At 69.0% G+C, this 22,317-nt stretch carries 26 protein-coding genes and 3 tRNA genes; 22 read left to right on the top strand and 7 right to left on the bottom strand.

What is annotated here, in order from left to right; genetic code table 11:
- Positions 1 to 23: 23 nt before the first annotated feature.
- Positions 24 to 200 (top strand): hypothetical protein, encoded by a 177-nt coding sequence (locus tag FKQ52_RS16470; RefSeq protein ID WP_168196841.1) that lies wholly within the window; start codon positions 24 to 26, stop codon positions 198 to 200.
- A gap of 7 nt (positions 201 to 207) precedes the next feature.
- Here the strand turns inward: FKQ52_RS16470 and FKQ52_RS11215 are convergent, their stop codons facing one another.
- Entirely contained in the window at positions 208 to 957 is a 750-nt protein-coding gene (locus FKQ52_RS11215; protein ID WP_141627255.1) for a hypothetical protein, read from the bottom strand.
- 154 nt (positions 958 to 1,111) lie between these two features.
- On the opposite strand from FKQ52_RS11215, the gene FKQ52_RS11210 reads away from it, so the two are divergent.
- Positions 1,112 to 2,227, top strand: a complete 1,116-nt coding sequence (locus tag FKQ52_RS11210) for an ankyrin repeat domain-containing protein (protein ID WP_141627254.1) — start codon at positions 1,112 to 1,114, stop codon at positions 2,225 to 2,227.
- Between the two features lie 39 nt (positions 2,228 to 2,266).
- On the top strand, positions 2,267 to 2,632 hold the full coding sequence (locus tag FKQ52_RS11205; protein ID WP_141627253.1) for a hypothetical protein: 366 nt from the start codon (positions 2,267 to 2,269) through the stop codon (positions 2,630 to 2,632).
- 3 nt (positions 2,633 to 2,635) lie between these two features.
- Here FKQ52_RS11205 and FKQ52_RS11200 read toward each other — a convergent pair whose 3' ends face one another.
- The gene (locus tag FKQ52_RS11200) at positions 2,636 to 3,265 is read right to left on the bottom strand and encodes a hypothetical protein (RefSeq protein ID WP_141627252.1); all 630 of its coding nucleotides are present in this window, start codon (positions 3,263 to 3,265) and stop codon (positions 2,636 to 2,638) included.
- A 196-nt stretch (positions 3,266 to 3,461) separates the two neighbouring features.
- On the opposite strand from FKQ52_RS11200, the gene FKQ52_RS11195 reads away from it, so the two are divergent.
- Both FKQ52_RS11195 and FKQ52_RS11190 read left to right on the top strand, forming a co-directional pair.
- Positions 3,462 to 3,863, top strand: coding sequence for a response regulator (locus tag FKQ52_RS11195; protein ID WP_141627251.1), 402 nt, complete (start codon positions 3,462 to 3,464; stop codon positions 3,861 to 3,863).
- Between the two features lie 64 nt (positions 3,864 to 3,927).
- The gene (locus tag FKQ52_RS11190; RefSeq protein ID WP_141627250.1) at positions 3,928 to 4,116 is read left to right on the top strand and encodes a hypothetical protein; all 189 of its coding nucleotides are present in this window, start codon (positions 3,928 to 3,930) and stop codon (positions 4,114 to 4,116) included.
- A gap of 7 nt (positions 4,117 to 4,123) precedes the next feature.
- Here FKQ52_RS11190 and FKQ52_RS11185 read toward each other — a convergent pair whose 3' ends face one another.
- The gene (locus FKQ52_RS11185; protein WP_168196840.1) at positions 4,124 to 4,573 is read right to left on the bottom strand and encodes a MarR family winged helix-turn-helix transcriptional regulator; all 450 of its coding nucleotides are present in this window, start codon (positions 4,571 to 4,573) and stop codon (positions 4,124 to 4,126) included.
- Between the two features lie 245 nt (positions 4,574 to 4,818).
- On the opposite strand from FKQ52_RS11185, the gene FKQ52_RS16680 reads away from it, so the two are divergent.
- Genes FKQ52_RS16680 through FKQ52_RS11170 form a run of 3 tightly spaced genes read left to right on the top strand, consistent with a single transcriptional unit; the run spans position 4,819 to position 7,763 of the window.
- Positions 4,819 to 6,609 carry a terminase large subunit domain-containing protein gene (locus tag FKQ52_RS16680; protein ID WP_240811634.1) on the top strand — a complete coding sequence of 597 codons (1,791 nt, stop codon included), beginning with the start codon at positions 4,819 to 4,821 and terminating at the stop codon, positions 6,607 to 6,609.
- A 44-nt stretch (positions 6,610 to 6,653) separates the two neighbouring features.
- Positions 6,654 to 7,130 carry a peptide-methionine (R)-S-oxide reductase MsrB gene (msrB, locus tag FKQ52_RS11175; protein ID WP_141627248.1) on the top strand — a complete coding sequence of 159 codons (477 nt, stop codon included), beginning with the start codon at positions 6,654 to 6,656 and terminating at the stop codon, positions 7,128 to 7,130.
- 48 nt (positions 7,131 to 7,178) lie between these two features.
- The gene (locus tag FKQ52_RS11170; RefSeq protein WP_141627247.1) at positions 7,179 to 7,763 is read left to right on the top strand and encodes a hypothetical protein; all 585 of its coding nucleotides are present in this window, start codon (positions 7,179 to 7,181) and stop codon (positions 7,761 to 7,763) included.
- Between the two features lie 41 nt (positions 7,764 to 7,804).
- Here the strand turns inward: FKQ52_RS11170 and FKQ52_RS11165 are convergent, their stop codons facing one another.
- From FKQ52_RS11165 to FKQ52_RS11150, 4 genes are all read right to left on the bottom strand, one after another.
- On the bottom strand, positions 7,805 to 10,969 hold the full coding sequence (locus FKQ52_RS11165) for an efflux RND transporter permease subunit (protein WP_141627246.1): 3,165 nt from the start codon (positions 10,967 to 10,969) through the stop codon (positions 7,805 to 7,807).
- Between the two features lie 2 nt (positions 10,970 to 10,971).
- Complete coding sequence (locus FKQ52_RS11160; protein ID WP_141627245.1) at positions 10,972 to 12,126, bottom strand: efflux RND transporter periplasmic adaptor subunit; 1,155 nt, start codon at positions 12,124 to 12,126, stop codon at positions 10,972 to 10,974.
- A 103-nt stretch (positions 12,127 to 12,229) separates the two neighbouring features.
- Positions 12,230 to 12,571: a hypothetical protein gene (locus tag FKQ52_RS11155; RefSeq protein WP_141627244.1), complete on the bottom strand. Its 342-nt coding sequence runs from the start codon at positions 12,569 to 12,571 to the stop codon at positions 12,230 to 12,232.
- A gap of 269 nt (positions 12,572 to 12,840) precedes the next feature.
- A tRNA-Thr gene (locus FKQ52_RS11150) sits at positions 12,841 to 12,915 on the bottom strand.
- 180 nt (positions 12,916 to 13,095) lie between these two features.
- Here FKQ52_RS11150 and FKQ52_RS11145 point away from each other — a divergent pair.
- The 14 genes from FKQ52_RS11145 to FKQ52_RS11080 all read left to right on the top strand — a co-directional run bounded on the left by FKQ52_RS11145 (position 13,096) and on the right by FKQ52_RS11080 (position 22,206).
- Entirely contained in the window at positions 13,096 to 13,326 is a 231-nt protein-coding gene (locus tag FKQ52_RS11145) for a hypothetical protein (RefSeq protein ID WP_141627243.1), read from the top strand.
- Between the two features lie 215 nt (positions 13,327 to 13,541).
- Complete coding sequence (murA, locus tag FKQ52_RS11140) at positions 13,542 to 14,831, top strand: UDP-N-acetylglucosamine 1-carboxyvinyltransferase (protein WP_141627242.1); 1,290 nt, start codon at positions 13,542 to 13,544, stop codon at positions 14,829 to 14,831.
- Positions 14,821 to 15,333 (top strand): DUF2948 family protein, encoded by a 513-nt coding sequence (locus tag FKQ52_RS11135; RefSeq protein ID WP_141627241.1) that lies wholly within the window; start codon positions 14,821 to 14,823, stop codon positions 15,331 to 15,333. Before murA ends, FKQ52_RS11135 begins: the two co-directional genes overlap by 11 nt.
- Positions 15,330 to 15,791 carry a UPF0262 family protein gene (locus FKQ52_RS11130; protein ID WP_168196750.1) on the top strand — a complete coding sequence of 154 codons (462 nt, stop codon included), beginning with the start codon at positions 15,330 to 15,332 and terminating at the stop codon, positions 15,789 to 15,791. Before FKQ52_RS11135 ends, FKQ52_RS11130 begins: the two co-directional genes overlap by 4 nt.
- Positions 15,792 to 16,048: 257 nt before the next feature.
- Positions 16,049 to 16,267, top strand: a complete 219-nt coding sequence (gene infA, locus FKQ52_RS11125) for a translation initiation factor IF-1 (RefSeq protein WP_003164348.1) — start codon at positions 16,049 to 16,051, stop codon at positions 16,265 to 16,267.
- A gap of 12 nt (positions 16,268 to 16,279) precedes the next feature.
- A complete protein-coding gene (locus tag FKQ52_RS11120; protein WP_141627239.1) occupies positions 16,280 to 16,855 on the top strand; it encodes a nucleoside triphosphate pyrophosphatase in 576 nt (191 codons plus the stop codon).
- Positions 16,852 to 17,874 (top strand): ribonuclease E/G, encoded by a 1,023-nt coding sequence (locus FKQ52_RS16835; RefSeq protein ID WP_141627238.1) that lies wholly within the window; start codon positions 16,852 to 16,854, stop codon positions 17,872 to 17,874. The genes FKQ52_RS11120 and FKQ52_RS16835 overlap by 4 nt, the downstream gene beginning before the upstream one ends.
- A gap of 2 nt (positions 17,875 to 17,876) precedes the next feature.
- Entirely contained in the window at positions 17,877 to 18,053 is a 177-nt protein-coding gene (locus FKQ52_RS11110; protein ID WP_141628334.1) for a DNA gyrase inhibitor YacG, read from the top strand.
- A 63-nt stretch (positions 18,054 to 18,116) separates the two neighbouring features.
- A tRNA-Phe gene (locus FKQ52_RS11105) sits at positions 18,117 to 18,192 on the top strand.
- A gap of 681 nt (positions 18,193 to 18,873) precedes the next feature.
- Positions 18,874 to 19,761: a MotA/TolQ/ExbB proton channel family protein gene (locus FKQ52_RS11100; RefSeq protein ID WP_141627237.1), complete on the top strand. Its 888-nt coding sequence runs from the start codon at positions 18,874 to 18,876 to the stop codon at positions 19,759 to 19,761.
- Positions 19,762 to 19,766: 5 nt separating this feature from the next.
- Positions 19,767 to 20,204, top strand: a complete 438-nt coding sequence (locus tag FKQ52_RS11095; RefSeq protein WP_141627236.1) for a biopolymer transporter ExbD — start codon at positions 19,767 to 19,769, stop codon at positions 20,202 to 20,204.
- Between the two features lie 17 nt (positions 20,205 to 20,221).
- Positions 20,222 to 20,944, top strand: a complete 723-nt coding sequence (locus FKQ52_RS11090; RefSeq protein ID WP_141627235.1) for a TonB family protein — start codon at positions 20,222 to 20,224, stop codon at positions 20,942 to 20,944.
- 193 nt (positions 20,945 to 21,137) lie between these two features.
- Positions 21,138 to 21,881, top strand: coding sequence for a M48 family metallopeptidase (locus FKQ52_RS11085; RefSeq protein ID WP_141627234.1), 744 nt, complete (start codon positions 21,138 to 21,140; stop codon positions 21,879 to 21,881).
- A gap of 248 nt (positions 21,882 to 22,129) precedes the next feature.
- Positions 22,130 to 22,206: transfer RNA gene (locus FKQ52_RS11080), tRNA-His, on the top strand.
- The last annotated feature ends 111 nt before the right edge of the window (positions 22,207 to 22,317 follow it).

The following is a 22,317-nucleotide window of genomic DNA, read 5'->3' as shown; positions in this document are numbered from 1 at the left end:
AGACCGGCGCCGACACCATCTAGATGGAGGTTCGTGGCGTCCGCATGCCCAGCGGTCTGGGCTCAATGTCCCTGCCGATGAAGTATTACATCGGCCGCCCGCGCGGCCATAATCAGCCGGTCACCCCGACCCACCGCTTCGACGGCGACATGTCCGACACCGCCGCCGTCGAGGCCTGGATCAACGCCCTTCCGCGCTGATCGGCGGCTATTTTCGCTTCCGCCGTCGCAGCAGGATCGCCGCCACCAGCACCCCGCCCAGCGCGCCGCTCGCCAGCACCACGGGCAGGACCGGAACGCGTCTCCACCCTTCGGGCTCCTCGAACTGCAAACTGCCCCAGGACGGCTCCAGGGCGGGGTTTGGCGCGGGGGCGGGGGCCGCCGCGTGGACCCCGCGCGGCTCCGCGATGGGGTCGGGCCGCTTCGGCGGGGGCGGCGCTTCGGGGTCTCGCCCCATCAGCACCCGGATAAAGGCCATGCCGCGCGCGGAGCCGCTGGGGGCGTACAGATGCCCGCCCCGGCACAGGCTGGAATAGATCACGAGGCGCTCATCGTCCGGCCGCCCCGACGGCCCACGCTTCAGCGCGATCACATAGTGTCCGGGCGCGAAACCGGTCTCTCCCGGCACGAACTGTTGCGGCCAGTCCAGCCGCAGCTGCTTCGGCGCCTCGCCCATCAGGACCTGATCCACCGCGACGTCGACGGTGACGGTTTCGCGTTCGAGCGACAGCTCCTCGGGAACCTGAACCTGGCCATCCGGAGTGGGGACCCACCTCATCTCCTGGGCGCGAACCTTCACCCGCTCGCGGCTGTGCTCTGTCACCCGACCGGCCACCACGGCGTCGGCGTCCTTCACCCAATGCGGATCGAACGGACGCGGCACGGCGCACGCCTCCGCCGCCGCCGGAGCGACGACGAGCGCGAGGCCGAGGGCCAGAACCGCCGGGGAGGGGCGCATCAGGTGTCCATCTGCTGCGAGGGAGACCGCCACCCTGACGGGTAAAGCCTGACAACCGGTTTCCCGCGCCGCCGTATTCACGACCCGACGATGGACCGGCTTCCGGCGACCGTGTTTGATCCCCGCTGTTGCGTTGACCTCCGGAAGGCCTCCCATGTCCAAGGCGAAGAAGAAGACCCTGCCCAAGGCCTTCGGCGATCTGCTGACGGCGGGCGATCTCGAGGCGCTGAAGGCGGTCTTCGACACCTGCGAGCTGGAGGCGCGGGGCGGCTACGGCAAACAGACGGCGCTGGCCTTCAATGACGCGCCGGAACCCCTTATCCGCTGGCTGGTCGAGCAGGGCGCGGACCTGGAGGCGTTGGACAGCTACGGGCGCACGCCCCTGTATCACCACGCTGGCGCCTGGAACGGCAAGGTCGCCCTGCTGCTTGAACTGGGCGCCGACATCCATGCGACGGACCGCTCCGGCGATACCCCCCTGCATCGCGCCACGGCGTCGGGGAAGGCGGAGGCTGTGCGGCTTCTGCTGGCCCGGGGCGCCCGCGCCGACGCCCGCAACGGCGCGGGCCTGACTCCGCTGGAGCTGGGTCTGCGCCAGTGCAGCAATATCCAGATCGTTTCGATGGCCGACATCGCGCCCCTGCTGCTGGCCGCGACGCCCGCCGCCAAACCGGGCCTGCTCGACCGGCTGAAAGGCGCATTCTCAGGCGGCGCGTCCGGCAGCCCGGTCACCCCGGACATGCAGGCCGCCGTCACCCGGATCGGCGAGAATTTCGAGTTCCACCGCGCGAGCTTCAACCCGGACTCGGTTGACGAGTTCAGCGACGCGCTCGACCGGCTCTACGCCCCCTTCGACGTCACGCCGGTCGCCCGCCGGAGGATGCACGACGGCAAGGCGCCGATCCTCGTCCCGCCCGGCAAACCGGCCGACCAGCACGACGCCCTGTGGCAGGCGCTGGTCCCCTCCAGCGGCGCGGCGAAGACGGTGCAGGGCGAGGTCATCCGCATCGCCGGCCGGATCACCGACGAGGTCGAGCGCAACGGCGGCGTCAACTGGGACGCCGACTACCGCAAGATGGGCCAGGCCTTCCTCGACCACACCGCCACGGGCGCGCCCCTCGGTGACGCCGACCGCGCCCGCGCCGCCGTCCTGATCCGGGAGGCCCGCACCCGCGACGGGGCGGGCGCTGAACTCTGCGACCTCGCCGTCCGCTGGGTCGCCCTGAACCCGACGCCGATGCCGCTGGCGACGCCGGACTATCGGCGCTGACGCCTTGCGCCGTCAGGTCCGCCCGTCGATGATCCTCTCATGTCGAAGGAACCGCCCGCCTTTCTGATCCCGGCCAGCACGATCTTCGTGATCGCAGCCGTCGCCTCGGCGGCGGCCGGAGGACTGATGCAGGACGACGGGTTGCGGCTTCTGTTCGGCGCCGGCGTGGCCTTGTGCCTGTCGATTCTGGGGGCTTTGCTGATGTGGGTGCACGACCTGCCGCGCGAGACGCTCGGCGGACTCCATGCCGCCCTCGGCGCCCTGATGGGCCTCTGCGCGGGATTTTTCTTCGCCAAGGAGCCGGTGCTGCTCAGCCTGATCGGCTATGTCGTCGGCGGGACGATCCTGGGCTTCGTAGGCTATTGGACCCGTGTCTGGCGCAGTTCGTCCTACTGGCGGGAGTAGGCGTCAGGCGAACGTCGACCCCGACAGCCCGGGAAGCTTCAAGGCTTCCCTTTGGCGGTCGATCAGATCGGACACGCCCTGCCTCACCCGGGCCGGGTCGGTCACCAGCCCCGCCATGTGCGATGCGGCGGGCTTCACCCGGTCATCCGTGATCGCCTCCAGCAGTAGGCGCGCCTCGGCGGCCCGGTCCGACAGCGCTTCCACTACGGCCAGATGATAGCCGGGCCAACTGGCTTTCAGCGCCGGTCGCGCGACGGCGTCGGAGGCTCTCAGAATCCCGGCCAGCGCCTCAGGCGAGGTGATCGCCGCCGCCAGCGCACGCGCGCCCACAGCCGCCTTGTCGGCCAGAGCGGCGGCGGCCTCGGCGAACTGCGCGTCCCCCTCATAGGCAATGAAGCCGTCGATCCGCCCGCCGTGGTCAAAGCTCAGATAGCCGCTGTCGGACCACAGCCAGTGGGCGGCGACATTCAGATAGCTGCCGCGCTGCCAGCCGCTGGGCTGGAACTCCACGACATTCAGCCACCAGCCGTGATCGGCGATCCAGACCCGCGACCGCCCCTTCCGCCGGAACTCCAACGGCCCCAGCGCGGCCTTGGCGGCGGCGGTGATCAGGGCGTCGTGCGGGCCGGCCATCCAATCCTACTCCGCCGCTTCCGGCGTCGTCACCGTCGGCAGGGCGTCGTCTTCGATACTCATGCCGCTGTTCTAGCGGGAGCCTTGCGCCCCGCACCATCCCTTTCAGCGACCCCGCGTCGCACACGTCAAAGTTGACATTCCGTTCCCAAGGCTGAACCGTGGCCCCGGGAAGGGCTTCGGAGGGAGACGGCGGATGGCGCGGATCGCGGTGGTGGATGACGATCCCGATGTGCTGGACTTCATCTCGGCGGTGCTGGGCGGGGCGGGGCACCGGACCCTGACCGCGCGTGACGGTCTGGCGGCGGCGGCGCTGGTGGAGGAACAGCCGGTCGATCTGATGATCCTCGACATCCTCATGCCCAACCGCGACGGGCTGGAGACCATCCTGAAGCTGCGCGAGCGCGGGCGGGCCTTCCCCATCCTCGCGATCTCGGCGGGCGGGGTGCTGGACGGCAGCTATCTGTTGCAGACCGCCAGCGCCTTCGGGGCCGAGGCCACACTGCTCAAACCCTTCTCGCCCGAAACCCTGACGGCCCATGTCGATCAGCTGCTGAAATCCGGCCCCGGCGCGGGGTCCCCGGATGTTGCACACTGACAAGGCACGGCTTTTCTTTGCGGTCCCGCTGAAACCCGACTCAGGGGCGGGGGCTTCCCCTCGCATGACCCCGCTGAAACCGCCTTCTGAAGTCCGCGCCGAGATGTCCCGGTTGATCGCCGAGGCCGTCAGCGAACCTGACGACAATCGCCGTCATGGACTGCTGGTGCTGGCCGATCACTGGTCTGACATCCTTCGCCGCCGTCGCGCGGCGGGTGACGCCGTCGGATTTCGCGGTCCCACGGCGCAGTGAGCCCCGTTCAATCCGCGGCGCTGCGCTCCAGAATCCGGTCCAGCATCGCCTGGAACGCGATGATCTGTTCGTCCGTGCAGCCGTCGAAAATGTGATCGCGGAGCGACCGCGCCAGGGGGTCCAGGTCCCGCACCGTGTCGCAGCCGAGCGTGGTCAATTTGATCAGCTTGAACCGGCGGTCGCCGATGATCTCGCCCCGTCGGACCCAGCCCCGGGCCTCCAGTCCGTCCAGCAGCCGCGTCAGGGTCGGTCCCCTCACGCCCATCCGTTCCGCCAGTTCGCCCTGCTTCAGGCCCGTGGGCGCGGCCGCCAGATGATACAGGACCGAGAAGTCGCTGTCGGACGCCCCGTCACGTTTCAGGATATCCGTCAGTCGGGCCCGCCACCGGCGGGCGGCGATGACCAATTTGTACGCCGCGTTCAGCTCGTGGGCGGCGCGTTCGGTCTCCGGGCGCAAGGCTTCTCTCAAATCATACGGCATCAGGCGGTCATCTGCTCGGCTCGATAGAGGTCGCCAGAACGGCAAAGGTTCAAAGCCGACCCCTCTTTTTCAGGTGGGGCGTTTTTTACGCGGATGACCACTGTTCGGATGTCGCCCCAGCCTGCGCAATCCCCCTCTCTAACCTCTTGTTCTGAAACCCCTCGGCTCGGGGCCAGCGTCAAACGTCATCACCCCCTTCCGGACCGTGGGATAATCACGGGATGAACGCGACCCCGGACACACCCCCCAGGACCGAACGCCGCCTCCGGCGCGAGGAGCGGCGTGAGGAGATGGTCTTCCATTTCCATCCCGACGATCCCGACGCCACCCTCGACTCGATCGAGGCCACCATGGCCGACGCGGCCGGTGAGGGGCGGGTCGAGGATTTCGGCCGTCTGGGTCGCATCGGCATGATCGCCCTGCGCTTCTGGCAGGCGCGCCGCCGTCATCGCGGCCAGCCCGTCGTCAGCGACGCCGCCGAACCCCCGCCGTCAGAACCTGACCCCGAACCGGTCCCGCCGCCGCTCGATCTGCGTCCGGCCCAGACCCCGCCCGAGGCCCTGCCGAACGGCGAGCCCTGGCGCACCTGGCTGTTTCTGGGCGGACGCGGCGCGGGCAAGACCCAGGCGGGCGCCGAGTGGCTGGCCGATCAGGCCGAGGCCCTCGGCGCCGGCGGCCGTCTGGCCCTGATCGGTCCAACCTTGCACGACGTGCGCGAGGTGATGATCGAGGGCGTCTCGGGTATCCGCAGCCTGCCGCGCTGGACGGCGAAGACCCGTCCGGTCTTCGAAAGCTCGCGCCGCCGCCTGAAATTCGCCAACGGCTGCATCGCCTACGCCTTCTCCGCCGAAGACCCTGACAGCCTGCGCGGTCCCCAGTTCAGCGCCGCCTGGGCCGACGAATTCTGCGCCTGGCGCCCCACCGGCGCCCGCGGCGCCGCCGAAACGCTCGCCCTGCTCCGGATGGGGCTGCGGTTGCCGGGGCCATTGTCCTTGGGCCGCGGACCGTCGGCCCGTTCGGGGACCTCCCGACCCGACGCGGCCGGTATGTCGAAGCCCACACCGTTCGCCGGACGCTACGCCTGCGCTCACCTCTCCACCGAAGGTGGGGAGGGGGACCATCCGGAGCCTCCGGCGACGGATGGTGGAGGGGTTGGTCCGCGCCTCCGACACCCCCCACGCCTCCTCGTCACCACCACACCCAGACCCATGCGCGCCCTCATCCGTCTCAAGGACGAGGCTTCCTGCGCCCTGACCCATGCGGGCAGCGCCGACAACGCCGCCCACCTCGCGCCCGGCTTCATCGAGGGCCTGCGCGACCTCTACGGCGGCACCCGCCGCGAAGCCCAGGAATTGGACGGCAGGATCGTCGACCTCGACGGCGCCCTGTTCACGGCGACGATGATGGCGCTGGCGAGGTCTCCCGACACACAGCATCCTTCTCCCCTTGGGGCAGAAGGACGACCGCCCTCAAGTAGTCCGAAGGACGGTACGGCCACTTACGAGCGGATCGTCGTCGCCATCGACCCTCCGGCCACCGCCACGGGGGACGCGTGCGGCATCATCGCGGCCGCGTCACGCCTGCGCCCGGACGGGGTTCGCGAGGCGGTGGTTCTGGCTGACCGGTCCGCCCACGGGCTCTCGCCCGAGGAATGGGCCCGCCGCGCCGTGGCCCTCGCGCATGAGGTCGGGGCGACCTGCATCGTGGCCGAGGTCAATCAGGGCGGGGACATGGTCGCGTCCGTGCTCAAGGCCGTTGATCGCCCCCTGCCGGTCCGCACCGTCCGCGCCACGAAAGGCAAGATGCTGCGCGCCGAACCCGTCGCCGCCCTCTACGAACAGGGCCGGGTGAAGCACGCCGGTCTGTTCGATGCGCTGGAGGAGGAACTGATGCTGCTCGGCGCCGAACTGGGCGAGGGCTCGCTGGACCGCGCCGACGCCCTGGTCTGGGCCGTCACCGACCTGCTGATCGACCGCCCGGGCCAGCGCGGCCCCAGGCTTCGCATGCTGTGATCCCGCGCTGGCGCCGCGACCCTTCACCTCCTATCTGGACTCCCATGACCGACACCCATCGCTCCCCCTCCGGATATGACCTCACCCCGCCGACCGAGGCCGAGCGCGAGCGGCTCGAGGCGGACCTGACGGCCGAGGAGGCCCGGGTCCTTCTGTCCCACGGCACCGAGGCGCCCTTCTGCGGCGTCCTGCTGGGCGAGAAGCGGGCCGGGGTCTTCTGCTGCCGGGAATGCGGCCTGCCGCTGTTCCGCGCGGGGACCAAGTTCGAAAGCGGCACCGGCTGGCCCAGCTTCACCCAGCCGGTCGATGAAAGCCATGTGAGGGCCATCACCGACACCAGCTACGGCATGGTGCGGACCGAGACCGTCTGCGCCCGCTGCGGCGGCCATCAGGGCCACGTCTTCCCCGACGGCCCGCCGCCCACCGGCCTGCGCTACTGCATCAACTCCGTGGCGCTTGAATTCGTGCCGGAAGGCCAGCCGCTGCGCGACCCCTTGAACCGGGGCGACGGAACCGCCTGACCTTTGCCGCAATCAGGGTTAGGGTAGGCCTGTACAGGGAGTAGGCGCATGATGATTTCGGCCCTCATATTCGCGGCGGCTCTGGCCGGCGGCGATCCCTACGAGATCGTGACGACCGCTCCGGCGACCACGGTGGACCTGACGGCGGTGGCCGCCGCGCCTGCCGCGCCGACCGCCGAGGGCGCAGCCCGGCAGGCCGCCCGGCCGCACAACCTCACCACGGACCAGCAGATCGACCGCTGGCTGGAAAGCCGCGATCCGGACGCGACCCCCTATTCCCGCGAGCGGGCCGACCGCCCGGTCGATGACCGCAAGATGCACGGCGAGTTCGTCGCCGGAATCGGCACCGGCGGCTACCGCGACTACGGCATGGCGGTGACCCTGCCCGTCGGCGACAACGCCCGCCTCAGCCTCAGCTACCGCCAGACCGAGAACGGTCTCTACGGCGGCTACGGCTACCCCTATGGCTCGGGCCAGCTGGGCGGCTATCCCTACTTCAGCGACAGCGGCTACGTCTTCCCGGGCCGCTACGACCCGAACGCGGCCGCCGAGTTCGAGTCCCGCGTCGCCCGCCCCGGCGGCCCGCCGAGCAACCATCGCCCGGTCTACCAGAACGAACGCACGGTCGACTGAGGTGCTGAAGGCCCGGTCCGAGGACCGGGCCTCCCGCCTTCTCAGCCTGCCGTCCTGCGCCCCAGCGACGCCAGCAGCGGCAGGACGATCAGGGTCAGGACGGTGGCCGTGGTCAGGCCGCCGATGACCACGGTGGCCAGCGGCTTCTGGACCTCCGCGCCCGGTCCCCAGGCGAACGCCATGGGGATGAAGCCCAGCACGGCCACCAGCGCCGTGGTCAACACCGCCCGCAGGCGGCTGACCGCCCCGGTCAGGGCGGCCTCCAGTGGCGTATCCCCCTCGGCCAGCCGCTGCTGGATGGCCTGCATCAGGACCAGCCCGTTCAGGGTGGCGACGCCGGAGACCGCGATGAAGCCCACCGCCGCCGAGATCGACAGCGGCATCCCCCTGGCCGCCAGCGCCAGCGCTCCGCCGACGAGGGCCAGAGGCACCCCGGCGAAGACCAGCGCCGCGTCCCTGAGCGAGCGCAGGGCCAGGAACAGCAGGGCGCCGATGGTCAGGAAGACCAGAGGCACGATCAGGGCCAGGCGGGTCGAGGCCCGTTCGAGGTTCTCGAACTGACCGCCCCAGTCGAACCAGCCGCCGGCGACGGGCTGGACATTGGCGGCCACCTCCCTCCGGGCTTCGGCGACGAAGCCGCCCAGATCCCGCCCCCGGACGTTGGCCTGCACGATGATCCGGCGCTTGCCGTTCTCGCGGCTGATCTGGTTGGGGCCTTCCCCCGCCTCGAAACGGGCGACGGACGACAGGGGCACGGTCGGGGCGCCCGGCTCGGACTCCTCGGGCATGACCGGCAGCTGGGCCATGGCGACGGGGTCGTTGCGCAGGGCGTCGTCGAGGCGGACGACCACGTCGAACCGGCGGTCGCCCTCCATCACCTGACCCGCCGCCTGACCGGCCAGACCGATGGCCAGGGCGTCAGCGGCGTCGGAGGCGTGGATGCCCTGCGCCGCCGCGATGGTGCGGTCCACGCGGGCGGTCAGGGTCGGCTGGCCCGACACCTGCTCCACCCGGACGTCAGCGGCCCCGTCGATCCGGCGGAGGACGGCGGCGACCTGCTCGGCGGTGCGGGTCATGGCCTCGAAGTCGTCGCCATAGACCTTGACCGCCACGTCCGAACGGACCCCGGCGATCAGCTCGTTGAACCGCATCTGGATGGGTTGGGTGAACTCATAGGTCTGGCCCGGCAGGTGGCTGAGCGCCTCCTCCATCCGTTCGACCAGTTCGGCCTTGGGCAGGGACGGGTCGGGCCAGTCCTTGCGGTCCTTCAGCATGACGAAGGTGTCCGAGATGGACGGCGGCATGGGGTCCGAGGCCACCTCGGCGGTGCCGGTGCGGGTGAAGACCCGCTGGACCTCGGGCATGGCCTTCAGCGTCGTCTCGACGCGAAATTGCATGGCCTGCGACTGCTCCAGCGAGGTCGAGGGGACCCGCAGCGCCTGCACGAGGATGTCGCCCTCGTCCAGTTGGGGCACGAATTCGGAGCCCAGAGTGGCGAAGGCGAGGGCGCCCGCCGCCAGAGCGCCGACAGCCCCGCCGATGACCAGCCGGGGCCGCCGCAGGGCCATGCCCAGCAGGGGTGCGTAGCGGTCGCGAACGGCGCGGCTGATCTTCGTCTCCCCGTCCTCATGCCCGGCCTTCGGCTCGCGCACCCAGATGGCGGTCAGGGCCGGGACGAAGGTGAAGCTGAGGATGAAGGCCCCCAGAAGGGCCAGCATGACGGTAGCGGCCATCGGGCCGAACATCTTGCCCTCCACACCCTCGAACATCAGCAGGGGGGCGTAGACCAGCAGGATGATGGCCTGACCGAAGGCGGCGGGGCGAGCCATCTCCCGTGCCGCCGCCGCGGCGACGCCGAGGCGCTGGTTCAGGGTCAATGGTTGATTCAGCCGCTGCCGCTCCAGCGAAAGACGCCGCAGGGTGTTCTCGACCACCACCACGGCGCCGTCGACGATCAGGCCGAAATCCAGCGCGCCGAGGCTCAGCAGATTGGCGCTGATGCCGAAGCGATTCATGGCCGTCGCGGCGAACAGGAAGCTCAGCGGAATGACCAGCGCCGTGATCACGGCGGCCCGGACATTGCCCAGCGCCAGGAACAGCACGGCGATGACCAGAGCGGCGCCGAGGACCAGGTTGTGCTCCACCGTGCCGATGGTCGCCTCGACCAGAGCCGTGCGGTCCAGCGCCGGGACGATGACCACGCCGGGCGGCAGGCTGGGCTGGATGGTTTCCAGCTTTTCTCCAACGTGTTTCGCGACTTCCCGGGAGTTCTCGCCTTGCAACATCAAGGCGGCGCCGAGGACGGTCTCACGGCCGTTGGTGCTGGCGGAGCCGAGGCGAGGGGCGCGGCCGATCTCGACCACGGCCACGTCCGAGACCCGGACCACCTGCCCGTTGCGGTTCAGGATCGGGGTGGCCGCCAGCTCGTCCAGCGTGCGGATCCGGGCGTCGGCGCGGACGATCCACGCTTCACCGGCGCGGTTGACGTAACCGGCTCCGGCGATGCGGTTGGCGTGCTCCAGAGCCTCGACCAGCTGGACCAGACCGACGCCGTAGGCGGCGAGGCGAGCCGGGTCCGGATGGACCGCGTACTCCTTCACATAGCCGCCCTGAACATCGACCCCGGCGACACCGTCGACGCCGCGCAGCTGGGGCGCGACGATCCAGTCCTGAACCGTGCGGAGGTAGGTGGCCTTCTCGGCGTCGGTGGTCAGCCGCTCACCCTCGGGGGTGACGTAGAGGACCCCTTCGTCGCCTGCGGTCCCCTTGAGTTCGAGCGTCCAGATGTAGACCTCGCCCAGACCGGTGACGACCGGCCCCATGGTCGGCGTCAGGCCGCCGGGCAGGTCCTCGCGGGCGTCCTGAAGCCGCTCGTTGACGAGATTGCGGGCGAACCAGATGTCGGTGCGGTCGGTGAAGACGGCGGTGATCTGGGAGAAGCCGTGGCGCGACAGGGAGCGGGTCTCGACCAGACCCGGCATGCCGCTGAGCGCGGTCTCCAGCGGGAAGGTGACCTGCCGTTCGACCTCCTCCGGCCCCAGAGCGGGGGCGACGGTGGTGATCTGGACCTGCCGGTTGGTGATGTCCGGCACGGCGTCGATGGGCAGGCGCATGAGCTCGCGCGCGCCCACGGCGGCCCACAGGACGGCCAGAACGATGATCAGCCAGCGGTGACGGACCGCGGCGTCGATGATGCGGTTCAGCATGATCAGTGCCCATGCTCCGCTTCGCCCTTGGCCAGTTCGGCCTTGAGCACGAAGGCGCCGGCGCCGGCGATGCGTTCGGACCCGGTCAGGCCCGACAGGATCTCGGTGCGGCCCCCGGCGGTGGCGCCGACGGTGACGGGGCGGGCGCGGAAGCCGTCGCCTTCGCGCACGAAGATCGAGGTCACGCCCTCGACCGTCTGGACCGCGTCGGCGGGGACGGTCAGGCCGTTGCCGCCGCCGACCGGCAGGCGGGCCGACAGGACCGTGCCGGGCGCGGGCGCGGCGCCCTGGGCCGTGGCGCGGATGGTGGCGGTGCCGCCTTGAGTCGCCGGAGCGACGGCGACGACGACGGCCTGCAGCACGGCGCCGTCGGCGGTCTCGGCGCGCAGGGTCGAGCCGATGGTCAGCAGACGAGCGGCGGACGGCGGGGCGTCGAAGACCAGTTCGGCGCGGCCGGTGTCGGCGATCTCGGCCACCTGCAGGGCCTCCTCATGCAGGGTCACGCCGGGGGCGGCGATCAGGCGGGTGACGACCCCGTCGGCGGGACTGCGGACGACCACGACGCCGTCGCTGCCCGGATTGCCGAAGGCGGCGACACGGGCGCGGGCCGACCGCAGACGGGCCTCGGCGGACCGGGCCTCGGCGCGGGTCACGTCCAGCCGGGCGCGGGGCATGTAGCCGCGCTCGAACAGGGTCTCGTCGCGGGTCAGGGCGGCGCGGGCGGCCTCGGCCTCTGCGGCGGCGGTGTCGGCGTCCGCCCGGGCGGCGGCGCCCTCGGGACTGCGCAGGGTGACCAGCACCGTCCCGCGCCGCACGCGGGCGCCGGGGCCGACGTGAACGGCGGTGACCGTCCCGGCGAGCGGGGCGTCAACGCGGGCTTCCGCGCCGGGCGCCAGAGAGACGTGGCCGGGCAGGCGAAGCTCCGTGCCGCCGCCGCGCTGAAGCCCGGTCAGGGTGACGCCGGCGGCGACGGCCTCCTGTTCGGTCAGGGCGACGAAGCCTTCGGGGGCCTCTTCGTCGGAATGGCCTTCTTCGCCCTCGGTGTGGGAGTCGGCGGCAGGGGAGGGCGAATCGAACAGGCGGGCGGCGCCGAATCCGATGCCGAGCGCGGCGATGACGGCGGCGCCGGTCATCAGCCAGTGTTTGCGGGTAGCCATGGGTGTCCTCGGTTGACCCGCGGGCGCTCAGGAAGGCGCGACCGGCGCGGGCCGGATGTCTGATCAGGATGAGGGAGGACGCGCCGCTAAAGGACGCGCCGGATCAGACCCGTGGAGGGCGTTCGAGGCCGTAGGCGGCCTGCACCGGAGCGCCGGGCGAGGACGCCCAGCGCAGGGCGTCATGCGACTGGGCCATCAGGTTGAGGGCGGTCGCGGGGGTATGGGGCGAGGCGACGTGCGGGGCGTGGCAGCAGCCATGGCCGCAGGCGCCGACGCAATGCTCACAGGCCGGGTCCTCGCACGGTGGGGCGAAGGGGGAGGCGGCTTCAGCCTGAACAGCCTGTATGGACGCCTCGACCGGCTCGACGCAGGCCACAGCCGCAGCGGCCGGCCAGACGGCGCCTATGGCGAACAGCAGCACGGCCAGAAGGCCCAGCTTGTTCATCAGGAGTTGCGCGCGCCGAAGCATGGTCAGTGGCGTAGCACGGACTTGCGAAGGAGTCGCGGTCGAGGTGTCGCAGTGCGCCCTGTGGCTATCGTCATCCCGGGCGCGCGAATCTGTCGGGAGCAACGCTGCCTGTGTCTTTGAGAGCGGGTTTCGCCGCCGTCGCGGCGCCGCTGGGTCCCGGCCTTCGCCGGGATGACGATAGCGAAGAGGAAGGCCCGAATAAGCAAAAGGCCCGATCCGGGAGGATCGGGCCTTTGACTTCAGAATGGTGCCGCCGGGGGGAATCGAACCCACGACCTCAGCCTTACCAAGGATGCGCTCTACCACTGAGCTACGGCGGCCTCTTTCCGAGGAAGCGGCCCTATAGCCAACGTCGCGGCGGGGGCCAAGCTCTATTTCCAATCCGATGCGAAAAGTTTGAGATCAGAGGCAGGCGGAGGGCGCCCGGGCGGTGGACAAGGCGCCGCGTTAACGGTGTCCGGGTCTTGCGCCGGGGCGCGGCGCGGGCTCTGATCCGAGTCATGGACAAGCCCGTCACGATCGCTCCCGAAGCCGCAGCCGCCCCGGAGGTCATTCCTTCGGCCCCGGTTGAGTCGCCGGTGAAGGCCGCCGCCGAGGTGACGACGCCGTCTGGCCCGGCCGTCGAGGCCGAGCGGGCAAAGGCCGAGAAGGCCCTGCGTCTGGCCAAGGCGCTGCGGGACAATCTGCGCCGTCGCAAGGTTGCGACGAAGGTCGCAAGACCGAGCAATTGAATGTCATCGCGCGTACCGTTCGAGCGGCCTTTCACAGGACCATCCGACCGCGCTAAAGCGAAATCGGTTCAGTTGGGCTCGCCCAACTGAACTCAGATTTCGCTTCAGCATAATTCCGGACCATTTTTTGGATTCAGGTCGTGCCGACCTGAAGCAAAAATGGTCTAGGATAGTCGATCCGCCGGAGCTCCCCGCTTCGGCCTTCAAGAGACGTCATGGACAGCATCGCCATCACCGGCGGCGCCCAGCTGAACGGGGTGATTCCCGTCAGCGGCGCCAAGAATTCCGCCCTCAAGCTGATGGCCGCCTCGATCCTGACGGATCAGCCGCTGCTGCTGACCAATATGCCGCGTCTGGCGGACACGAAATTCCTGGGCAAGCTGCTGCAGGCGCTGGGCGTGGAAGTGACCGAGCGCGACGGCGCGAACGGGCAGGAGACCCTGTTCGACGGCCGCACCATCAGCTCGACCTTCGCCCCCTATGATCTGGTCCGCCAGATGCGGGCCAGCTTCAACGTGCTGGGGCCGCTGCTGGCGCGCACGGGCGAGGCCAAGGTCTCGCTGCCGGGCGGCTGCACCATCGGGGCGCGTCCGGTGGACCTGCACCTGCAGGCCCTGACCGCGCTGGGCGCCGAGATCGAACTGGACGAGGGCTATGTCACCGCCCGGGCGCCGCGCGGTCTGCAGGGCGCCGAGATCGAGTTCCCGTTCGTCTCGGTCGGCGCGACCGAGCACGCCTTGCTGGCCGCCGTGATGGCCAACGGGACGACGGTGCTGCGCAAGGCGGCGCGGGAGCCGGAGATCGGCGACCTGGCCCGCTGCCTGACCGCCATGGGCGCGAAGATCGAGGGTATCGACACGGATGTGCTGACCATCACCGGGGTGACCTCGCTGGGCGGCGCCGAGTGGTCGGTGATTCCGGACCGGATCGAGATGGGCTCATACGCCGTCGCGGCCGCCATGGCCGGGGGCGAGGTGCGCCTGACCAAGGCGCGCCCGGAGCTGATGACCGCCCTGACCGAGAAGATGGTCGCCGCGGGCGTCGAGATCAGCCCGACCGAGGACGGGGTGATCGTGAAGCGTGATCCGAAGCAGCGTCTGAAGGCGGTGAATCTGGAAACCGAGGTCTATCCGGGCTTCGCCACCGACCTGCAGGCGCAGTTCATGACGCTGATGACGACCGCGGAGGGCGAAAGCACCATCCGCGAGACCATTTTCGAGAACCGCTTCATGCATGCGCCGGAGCTGGCGCGACTGGGCGCGGACATTCACGTTCACGCGGGCGAGGCGGTGGTGAAGGGCGTCGAGGTGCTGCACGGCGCGCCGGTGATGGCGACCGATCTGCGGGCCTCGGTGAGTCTGGTCATCGCCGGACTTGTCGCGCAGGGTGAGACCACGGTCGGCCGGGTCTATCATCTGGATCGCGGTTTCGAGCGTTTGGAAGAGAAGCTGGGCGCCTGTGGCGCGAACATCCGGCGGATCAAGGGCGAGGCGCATGAGCACTGAGGCCGACGGCGCGGCGGAGGAAAAGGCGATCAAGTCGCCGATGGAGCCCCTGCGCCTGCTGGCCGAGGACGACCATGACCTGAGCATCATCTCGGTGGCGTTGCAGGATGCGATCATGCGTCCGGTGGACATTGTCTGGGAGCGCGGCGCGCGCCTGCTGACGGTGACGCTGAGCCGGTTCTGCTGGGAATGCGGCGGCACCCGGGTGATGGCGGCGATGCAGTTCGGCGATGTGGTCTCGGTCAAGAGCCGTCGCCTGCCGCGCGGGCCGGAGACGGCGCTGGAGCTGCTGGCCATGCATTTCGAGCCGGGCGAGGCGCCGGGCGGGCGGGTCATCATGATGTTCGCGGGCGGCGGTGATCTGCGGATCGACGTGGAATGCCTGGACGCGGTGCTGACCGACCTGTCGGAGCGCTGGCCCGCGAAGATGGCGCCGACCCATCTGGAAGGCTCGCTGGAAGCGGTGCTGAACGGGACCTCGAACGGGGCGGCCCCCCGGTGAGCGACCATCGGCTGGCCTCGATCACGCTGGACGCCGCGTCCCTGCCGGCGGCCTCGGCCGAGATCGAGCACGAGCGGCGCGTCGCCATCTTCGATCTGGTGGAGAAGAACAGCTTTGAGCCCGCGGGCGCCGAGACCGGCCCTTATGCGCTGAAGCTGTCGTCACAGGACGGGCGGCTGGTGTTCGACATCGCCGGGCCGCACTTCGCGAAGGCCCACGGCCTGTCGATGTCGCCGCTGAGCAAGACCATCAAGGACTACATCGACATCTGCGACAGCTATTACGAAGTGCTGCGCGGGACCGACGTGTCCAAGATCGAGGCCGTCGATATGGGCCGCCGGGGTCTGCACAACGAAGGCGCCGAGCTGCTGAAATCGCGGCTGGACGGCAAGATCACCGTCGATCACGAGACGGCGCGTCGGTTGTTCACCCTGGTGACGGCGCTGTATCGGCGGTGACGCCCGGCGCTGCGCGCCGGAGCGGCGAGTGATTAGTGGCGAGTGGTGAGTGTCAGAGCCCTGGACTTGCTCCGGTGTGCGCAACTCGTTCGACCAGTCCCACTCACCACTAATCACTCGCCACTCGCCACTCGTTGGTCGCGAAGCGGCCGACGCCTCGACTATCCCGCCTTTTTCAGGCATATGGCCGCTCCTTCGGCGTGCGCTGCCGCCCGGCGCGCGTCGTTTAATCGTATCCAACGGGCGTGAGAGGCCGCATGGCTAAGGAAGAACTGCTCGAGTTTCCCGGCGTCGTCAGCGAACTGCTGCCGAACGCGACGTTCCGCGTGACGCTTGAGAACGACCACGAAATCATCGCCCACACCGCGGGCAAGATGCGCAAGAACCGCATCCGCGTGCTGGCAGGCGACAAGGTGCTGGTCGAAATGACCCCCTACGACCTGACCAAGGGCCGTATCACCTACCGCTTCAAGTAAGGGACGCGCGCGTTGTCGCGTCCTGAACTGGTGCTGGCTTCGGCCAGTCCGCGCCGCGTGGAATTGCTGGCGCTGGTCGGGATCAAGCCCGACCGAATCGAGCCCGCCGACATCGATGAGACCCCGCTGGCCGGGGAGACGCCGCCGCGCCTCGCCGCGCGTCTGGCCATCGGCAAGGCGCAGGTGGTCGCCGAGCGCGCGCCAGAGGCCGTGGTTCTGGCCGCCGACACCGTGGTGTCCGTGGGCCGCCGCTTCCTCGAAAAGGCCGCCGATGAGGCGGAATGCGTGCGCTTTCTGAAGCTGCTCTCGGGACGGGGGCACCGGGTCTATACCGGCGTGGCCGTGGCCAAGGGCGGGCAGGTGCGCCATCGGGTCGTGGAGACCCGCGTGACCTTCAAGGTCCTGTCCGACGCCGAGATCGCCGACTACATCGCGTCGGGCGAATGGAAGGGCAAGGCCGGGGGCTATGGCATCCAGGGCCGGGCCGGGGCCTTCGTGACCCGTCTCGTCGGCAGCTATCCGGCCGTGATGGGCCTGCCGCTGTATGAGAGCGTCAACCTGCTGACCGGCGTGGGCTGGAAGCCGTGACGGTCGAGGTCTTCCTCGATGACACGCCCGGCGAGCTGCGGGCGGTGGTCGAACGGAACGGCCGCGCCGAACACATATACATAGAGAGAGCCGACGACGTCCCGCAGACGCGGCTGGGCGCGCGTTCGGTCGGGCGGGTGCGGCAGTCCGCGCCGGGCCTGAAGGGCGCCTTTATCGATGTGGGCGGGGGGCATGAGGCCTTCATGCCGCTGAAGGGCGGGATTTCCGCGCCGGTCGGGGCCAAGGTCGAGGTCGAGATCACCGCCGAACGGCGCGAACAGAAGGCGCCGGTCGCGCGCTGGATCGCGGCAGGGCAGGGGGATGTCCGTCTTTTGGCCGCCGGGCCGACGCTGACACAGACGCTGGAGCGGCTGGCCCCCGGCGCCGGGATCATCACCGGACGCGAGGCCATCGAGGCCGGCCGGCGCGCGATGGACGAGGCGCAGGCGCCCGCCGCCGTGCCGGGCGGGCTGGTCCACGTCCAGCGCACGCGGGCGATGATCACCGTCGATGTGGACCTGAACGCCCACGACATGGGACGCGCCCGGCCGAGGGACGAGACGAATCGTCTGGCCCTGAAAGAGGCGGCGCGGCTGATCCGGCTGAATCGCTGGGGCGGGCTGGTCGCGATCGACCTGATCGGAAGCCAGCATGACGGCCAGATGATTCTGAAGGCGGCGAAGGCGGCCTTCGGCGGCGATCCGGCGGTGGTGATCGGGCCGGTGAACCGGTTCGGGGTGCTGATGCTGTCCCTGCCCTGGCGCGAGACCCCGCTGGAGGAGGTGCTGTACGCCGATCCGGCGGCGCGACGTCTGCGTCCGGTCCAGCTGGCGCAGGAGGCGGTGCGTCGTTTGAGGTCGGCGATGCTGGAGGATACGGGGCGGGCGCGGATCAGCCTGCATTGCGGTCCGGAGCTGGCGACTCTCACCGGGCCGCTGGTGGCGGAACTGGGGCCCCGGGCCCATCTGAAGATCGACGCCGCGGCGGGGCCGGGCGTCTTTTCCATTGAGGCCGAGTGACCATGGCGACCTGTCCGATCTGCACGCGCGCGCCCGCGAGTCCTGATTACAAACCCTTCTGCTCCAAGCGTTGCGCGGATGTGGACCTGCAGCGCTGGTTCACCGGCGGCTACACCATTCCGGTGCGCAACGACGAGCCGACGGATGACGGCGAACGCGGTCCGTTCAAAGAAGACTGACAGAGGTGCTTGCCACCGGGAATGGGCTTGTCTATAGACCCCGCTCCCTCGCTTCGGCGCGGCGCCCGGGTAGCTCAGTTGGTAGAGCAGCGGATTGAAAATCCGCGTGTCGGTGGTTCGAATCCGCCCCCGGGCACCATCTCCTTCAAAAGATGGCCGCCAGCCCCCGAGATCCCCCGATTCACGTCAATCCGCCGCACCCTCGCGCAGGCCCGTTTCCGCGACTGCGTATTATCGCGTATTCGCGCGGCGGATCGCTCCCGCAGGCGCGTCGGCGCCGGGAGGCGGGCGATGGTTCACGTCACGTCAAAACCGATCGCTGTTTGGTGTGAATGACCCTGTTCATAGTGATTAACGGGCAGGGTCGTCCTGGTCGCGCGACAACCGTGGAATGAAATTCCATTGTGCGGTGCAATATTCCAAAAAGATCATCCGTGCGCCCTCATAAAGGGTCGAACGTTCCGCCGAACCATCATGAAATTGACGCTTTCAACCTGAAACTTCCGCAACGAACGCGCGTGCTCTCCCCCGAGGGGAAAAGCGGCGTTGCGCACTTGACGCTCTGGTATGCGTTCGCCAAAGGAGCTTGACCGCTTTCCTTTGCGAGCGGCCGGGAGGAGTTGGGAAAACGGTTTCCCCACACCTGCCGACACCGCCCCGGGAGCCTTCAGGCAACCGGAAGCGTTCAGGAGGCGTTCCGTAGATCGGGGTTCTGTGAATCCCTGAGTTTACGGGCGAGATTTTCATCGGGGGCCGGCCGCCAGATTGGTCTGCTCCCTGGGTTCCACGAGTCAGACACCAAAGCAGGACCTGGCGAACTATGCTCGACTTCAAAAAGACCAACATTCTTCTGGCCATGGCCGGCGCCGCCGTCCTGATGGTCGGTTCGCCGGTCCTCGCGCAGGAAACGGCCGCCCCGACCGCGGCGGCCTCGACTGCCGCTCCGGCCGCCACCACCCCCGCCCCGACCCCGGCTCCGGCCGCTGAACCGGCCGCCGCTGAAGAGCCGGCTGCCGAAGGCGACAAGATGACCGTCGCGTCGATGTTCCAACACGCCGACATCGTCGTGAAGGTCGTCATGATCGGCTTGGTTCTGGCCTCGATCTTCTCGTGGACCCTGCTGCTCATCAAGCTGTTCGAGTTCGGTTCGCTGAACCGCGCCACCGACCGCTTCCTGGAATCGTTCCGTCAGGCCCGCACCATCGCTGACATGCGTAAGGTCGCCACCTCGGACGAGTTCGACGGCAACCCGCTGGCCGACATGGCCGCCGCGGCCACCGACGAAATCGAACTGTCGCGTCAGGCCGGCCTCTCGGTCACCGGCGAACACTCCGACTCGGCCCTGCTGCGCGCTCAACAAGCGACGTCGGCGGTTCAATCGGGTCTGGCCAAGCGCCTGTCGGGCGGCCAGCAGTTCCTGGCCTCGACCGGCTCGATCGGTCCGTTCGTCGGTCTGTTCGGCACCGTGTACGGCATCATGAACTCGTTCATCGGTATAGCGAACACCAACACGACCAACCTGGCCGTCGTTGCTCCGGGTATCGCTGAAGCCCTGCTCGCCACCGGCATCGGCCTGTTCGCCGCTATTCCGGCGGTCGTGTTCTACAACTACTTCAACACGCGCATCGCGGCCTACGGCACCCGTTCGGACGGCTTCAACGCTGAACTGATCAACGCGATCTCGCGTAACCTCGACAAGGGGGCGTAACCCGGATGGCCGCCAAACTTGGAGGCGGCGGCGGTGGCAAGTGGGCCATTGAGCAGAACTCGGAAATCAACGTCACGCCTTTCGTTGATATCATGCTGGTTCTGCTCATCATCTTCATGGTGGCGGCTCCGCTCGCCACCGTGTCGGTGGAGGTGAAACTTCCTGCTGCGGTCGCTAAACCTCAGCAAAACCCCCCGAAGCCGTTCTATGTGTCTATCCAGAACAACGGCTCGGCTTATATCGGTGACGACGAGGTGGACATCACTTCGGTCGGCGCCGAGCTGGGCAAGCTGATCGGGAACAAGCTGCCGTCGGATGAGCGTATCTTCATCCGCGCGGACCAGACGACCCGATACGGTGATTTCATGCAGGTCATGAATTCGCTCCAGGATCACGGTTTCTATTCCGTGGCTCTGGTCGGCGAAGACCAGTCGACTCAGTAACGGGAGACGGTTCAACCATGACCGAGACTGTTGAATATCATCGCAGCCGGTACGACGCGCCGCGCAAGAAGGGCTTCCTCGGGGTTCCCCCCGGCGTGCTCATCGTCAGCCTGCTCGTCGTCACCTCCCTGTTCGTTCTGCTGGCGATCTATTTCGTCAACATGCAGTTCAAGCTGCGGGAAATCCGGTACGTCGACGACGCGGTGAACGTGGAGATCATCGAGCCTCTGCCCGAACCTCCGCCGCCTCCGCCGCCGCCGCCGCCGCCGAGCAACCAGCCCCCGCCGCCGAAGCTGCAGGTGCGCGTCCCGGCTCCGATTCAGAGCCCGGTCTCGCCGCCGCCCGTCGTCCTCGCGCCGACGCCGAAGGATCAGCGTATTGAGAACCCCGGTCCGCCGGTGGTGACCACCACGCCGCCCCAACCGGCGCCCGTTCCGGCTCCGCCGGCGCGTCAGTCGGTGATCACGCAGCCGAGCTGGGCCCGTCAGGTCCTGCCGGACTACCCGGAACGCGCGATCTCGCGTGGCATCGAATCCGGCCGGGTTACGATCCAGTGCAACGTTCAACCGAACGGTAGCCTGACGAACTGTTCGGTGGTTTCGGAAGATCCCGCCGGCGCCGGCTTCGGCCAGGCCGCTCTGGCCGCGGCCCGTCGTTCGCGGGTTTCGCCCCGGACGGTGGACGGCGCCGCTGAAGGCGCGGTGGTCCGCTGGACCTCGCGCTTCCAGATGCCGGACTAAGGCTGAGCGAAAGCGACAAGACAGGGACGCCCCGGAGCTTCGGCCCCGGGGCGTTTTTGTTTGGGCCGGGGAGCTGGATGGGCGGTGAGAGCCCGAAGGCGTCACATTGCGCTTGCGTCCATCGCCCTCTTGCCCCGGAGCCTTTCGGCGGGGATGACGTTTTGTACGGCCAAGCTGATTGCGGAGAGACCCCATGAAACGCGCCATCCTCGCCACCCTTTTGCTGTCCGGAGCCGCGCTGTCGGCCTGCGCCTACAACGACACCTTGGGCCGCAACCAGTTCCTGATCGTGGACGACAGCGCCCTGACCCAGCAGGCGGACGCGGTCTGGGCCGAGACCCTGCGAACCCAGCGGCAGTCCAACGACCCGGCCGCGCTGAACCGTATCCGCACGGTCGGCGGCAAGATCGTCAATGCGGCGGGGCTGGGCGACCGACGCTGGGAGTACGCCCTGTTCGTCAGTGACGCGCCGAACGCCTTCGTCCTGCCGTCGGGCAAGATCGGGGTGACCACCAGCCTGCTGGCGCTGGTCCGCAATGACGATCAGCTGGCCGCCGTGCTGGGGCACGAAGTCGGTCACGTCGTCGCCCGCCACGCCGCCGAGCGCTATTCCACCAGCGCCGCGACCGGACTGGTTCTCAGCGGGGTGCAGGGCGCGGCGGGGGACTATGGCCAGGCGGCGGGCGCCATCGGCGGTCTGGGCGCTCAATTGGGCGTGCTGCTGCCCTTCTCGCGCCGGGATGAGCTGGAGGCCGACCGTCTGGGCGTCGACTACATGCAGCGCGCGGGATACCGCCCGGCCGAGTCTGTCACCCTGTGGCGGCTGATGCAGCAACAGCGTCAGGGCTCCACGCCCGAGTTCGCCTCGACTCACCCGTCCGACACCACGCGGATCACCGCGCTTGAGCAATACATCGCCAGCCGGGGCTGGAGCTGAGGCGGGAGGTCGGCGCCCGTGTGTTCGGGCGCCTGAGCGGCGAAGTGATTGGTGATTAGTGGTTAGTGGGTGGCCTGGACCGTGGCCGGTGGGCGCTGACCGACGTCCAGGCCACCCACCAATCACTCGCCACTCGCCACTTTCCGGGCTGTGCGTTCAAGGGCGTCGCAGATCGCATCCGCATCGGCGCAATTGGTTCTTGATCCCCACAACCGACGCAGCTAAAGACGCCGCTCGCGCGGATATGTGCAGCCTTAGCTCAGTTGGTTAGAGCGCCGGTTTGTGGAGCCGGAGGTCCTCAGTTCAAACCTGAGAGGCTGTACCATCGCCTTCCACGCTTTCTCCCGGAAACAGTGTTCCTGTCTGACGCGCGGTTTGCGCGTGGCAAGTGATTGGTGATTGGTGATTGCTGCCGGCGTCACCGGGGCCAAGTTGG

It is taken from the genome of Brevundimonas sp. M20 (assembly GCF_006547065.1).
GTDB lineage: Bacteria > Pseudomonadota > Alphaproteobacteria > Caulobacterales > Caulobacteraceae > Brevundimonas.
This window is presented reverse-complemented; position numbering and strand designations above follow the sequence as displayed.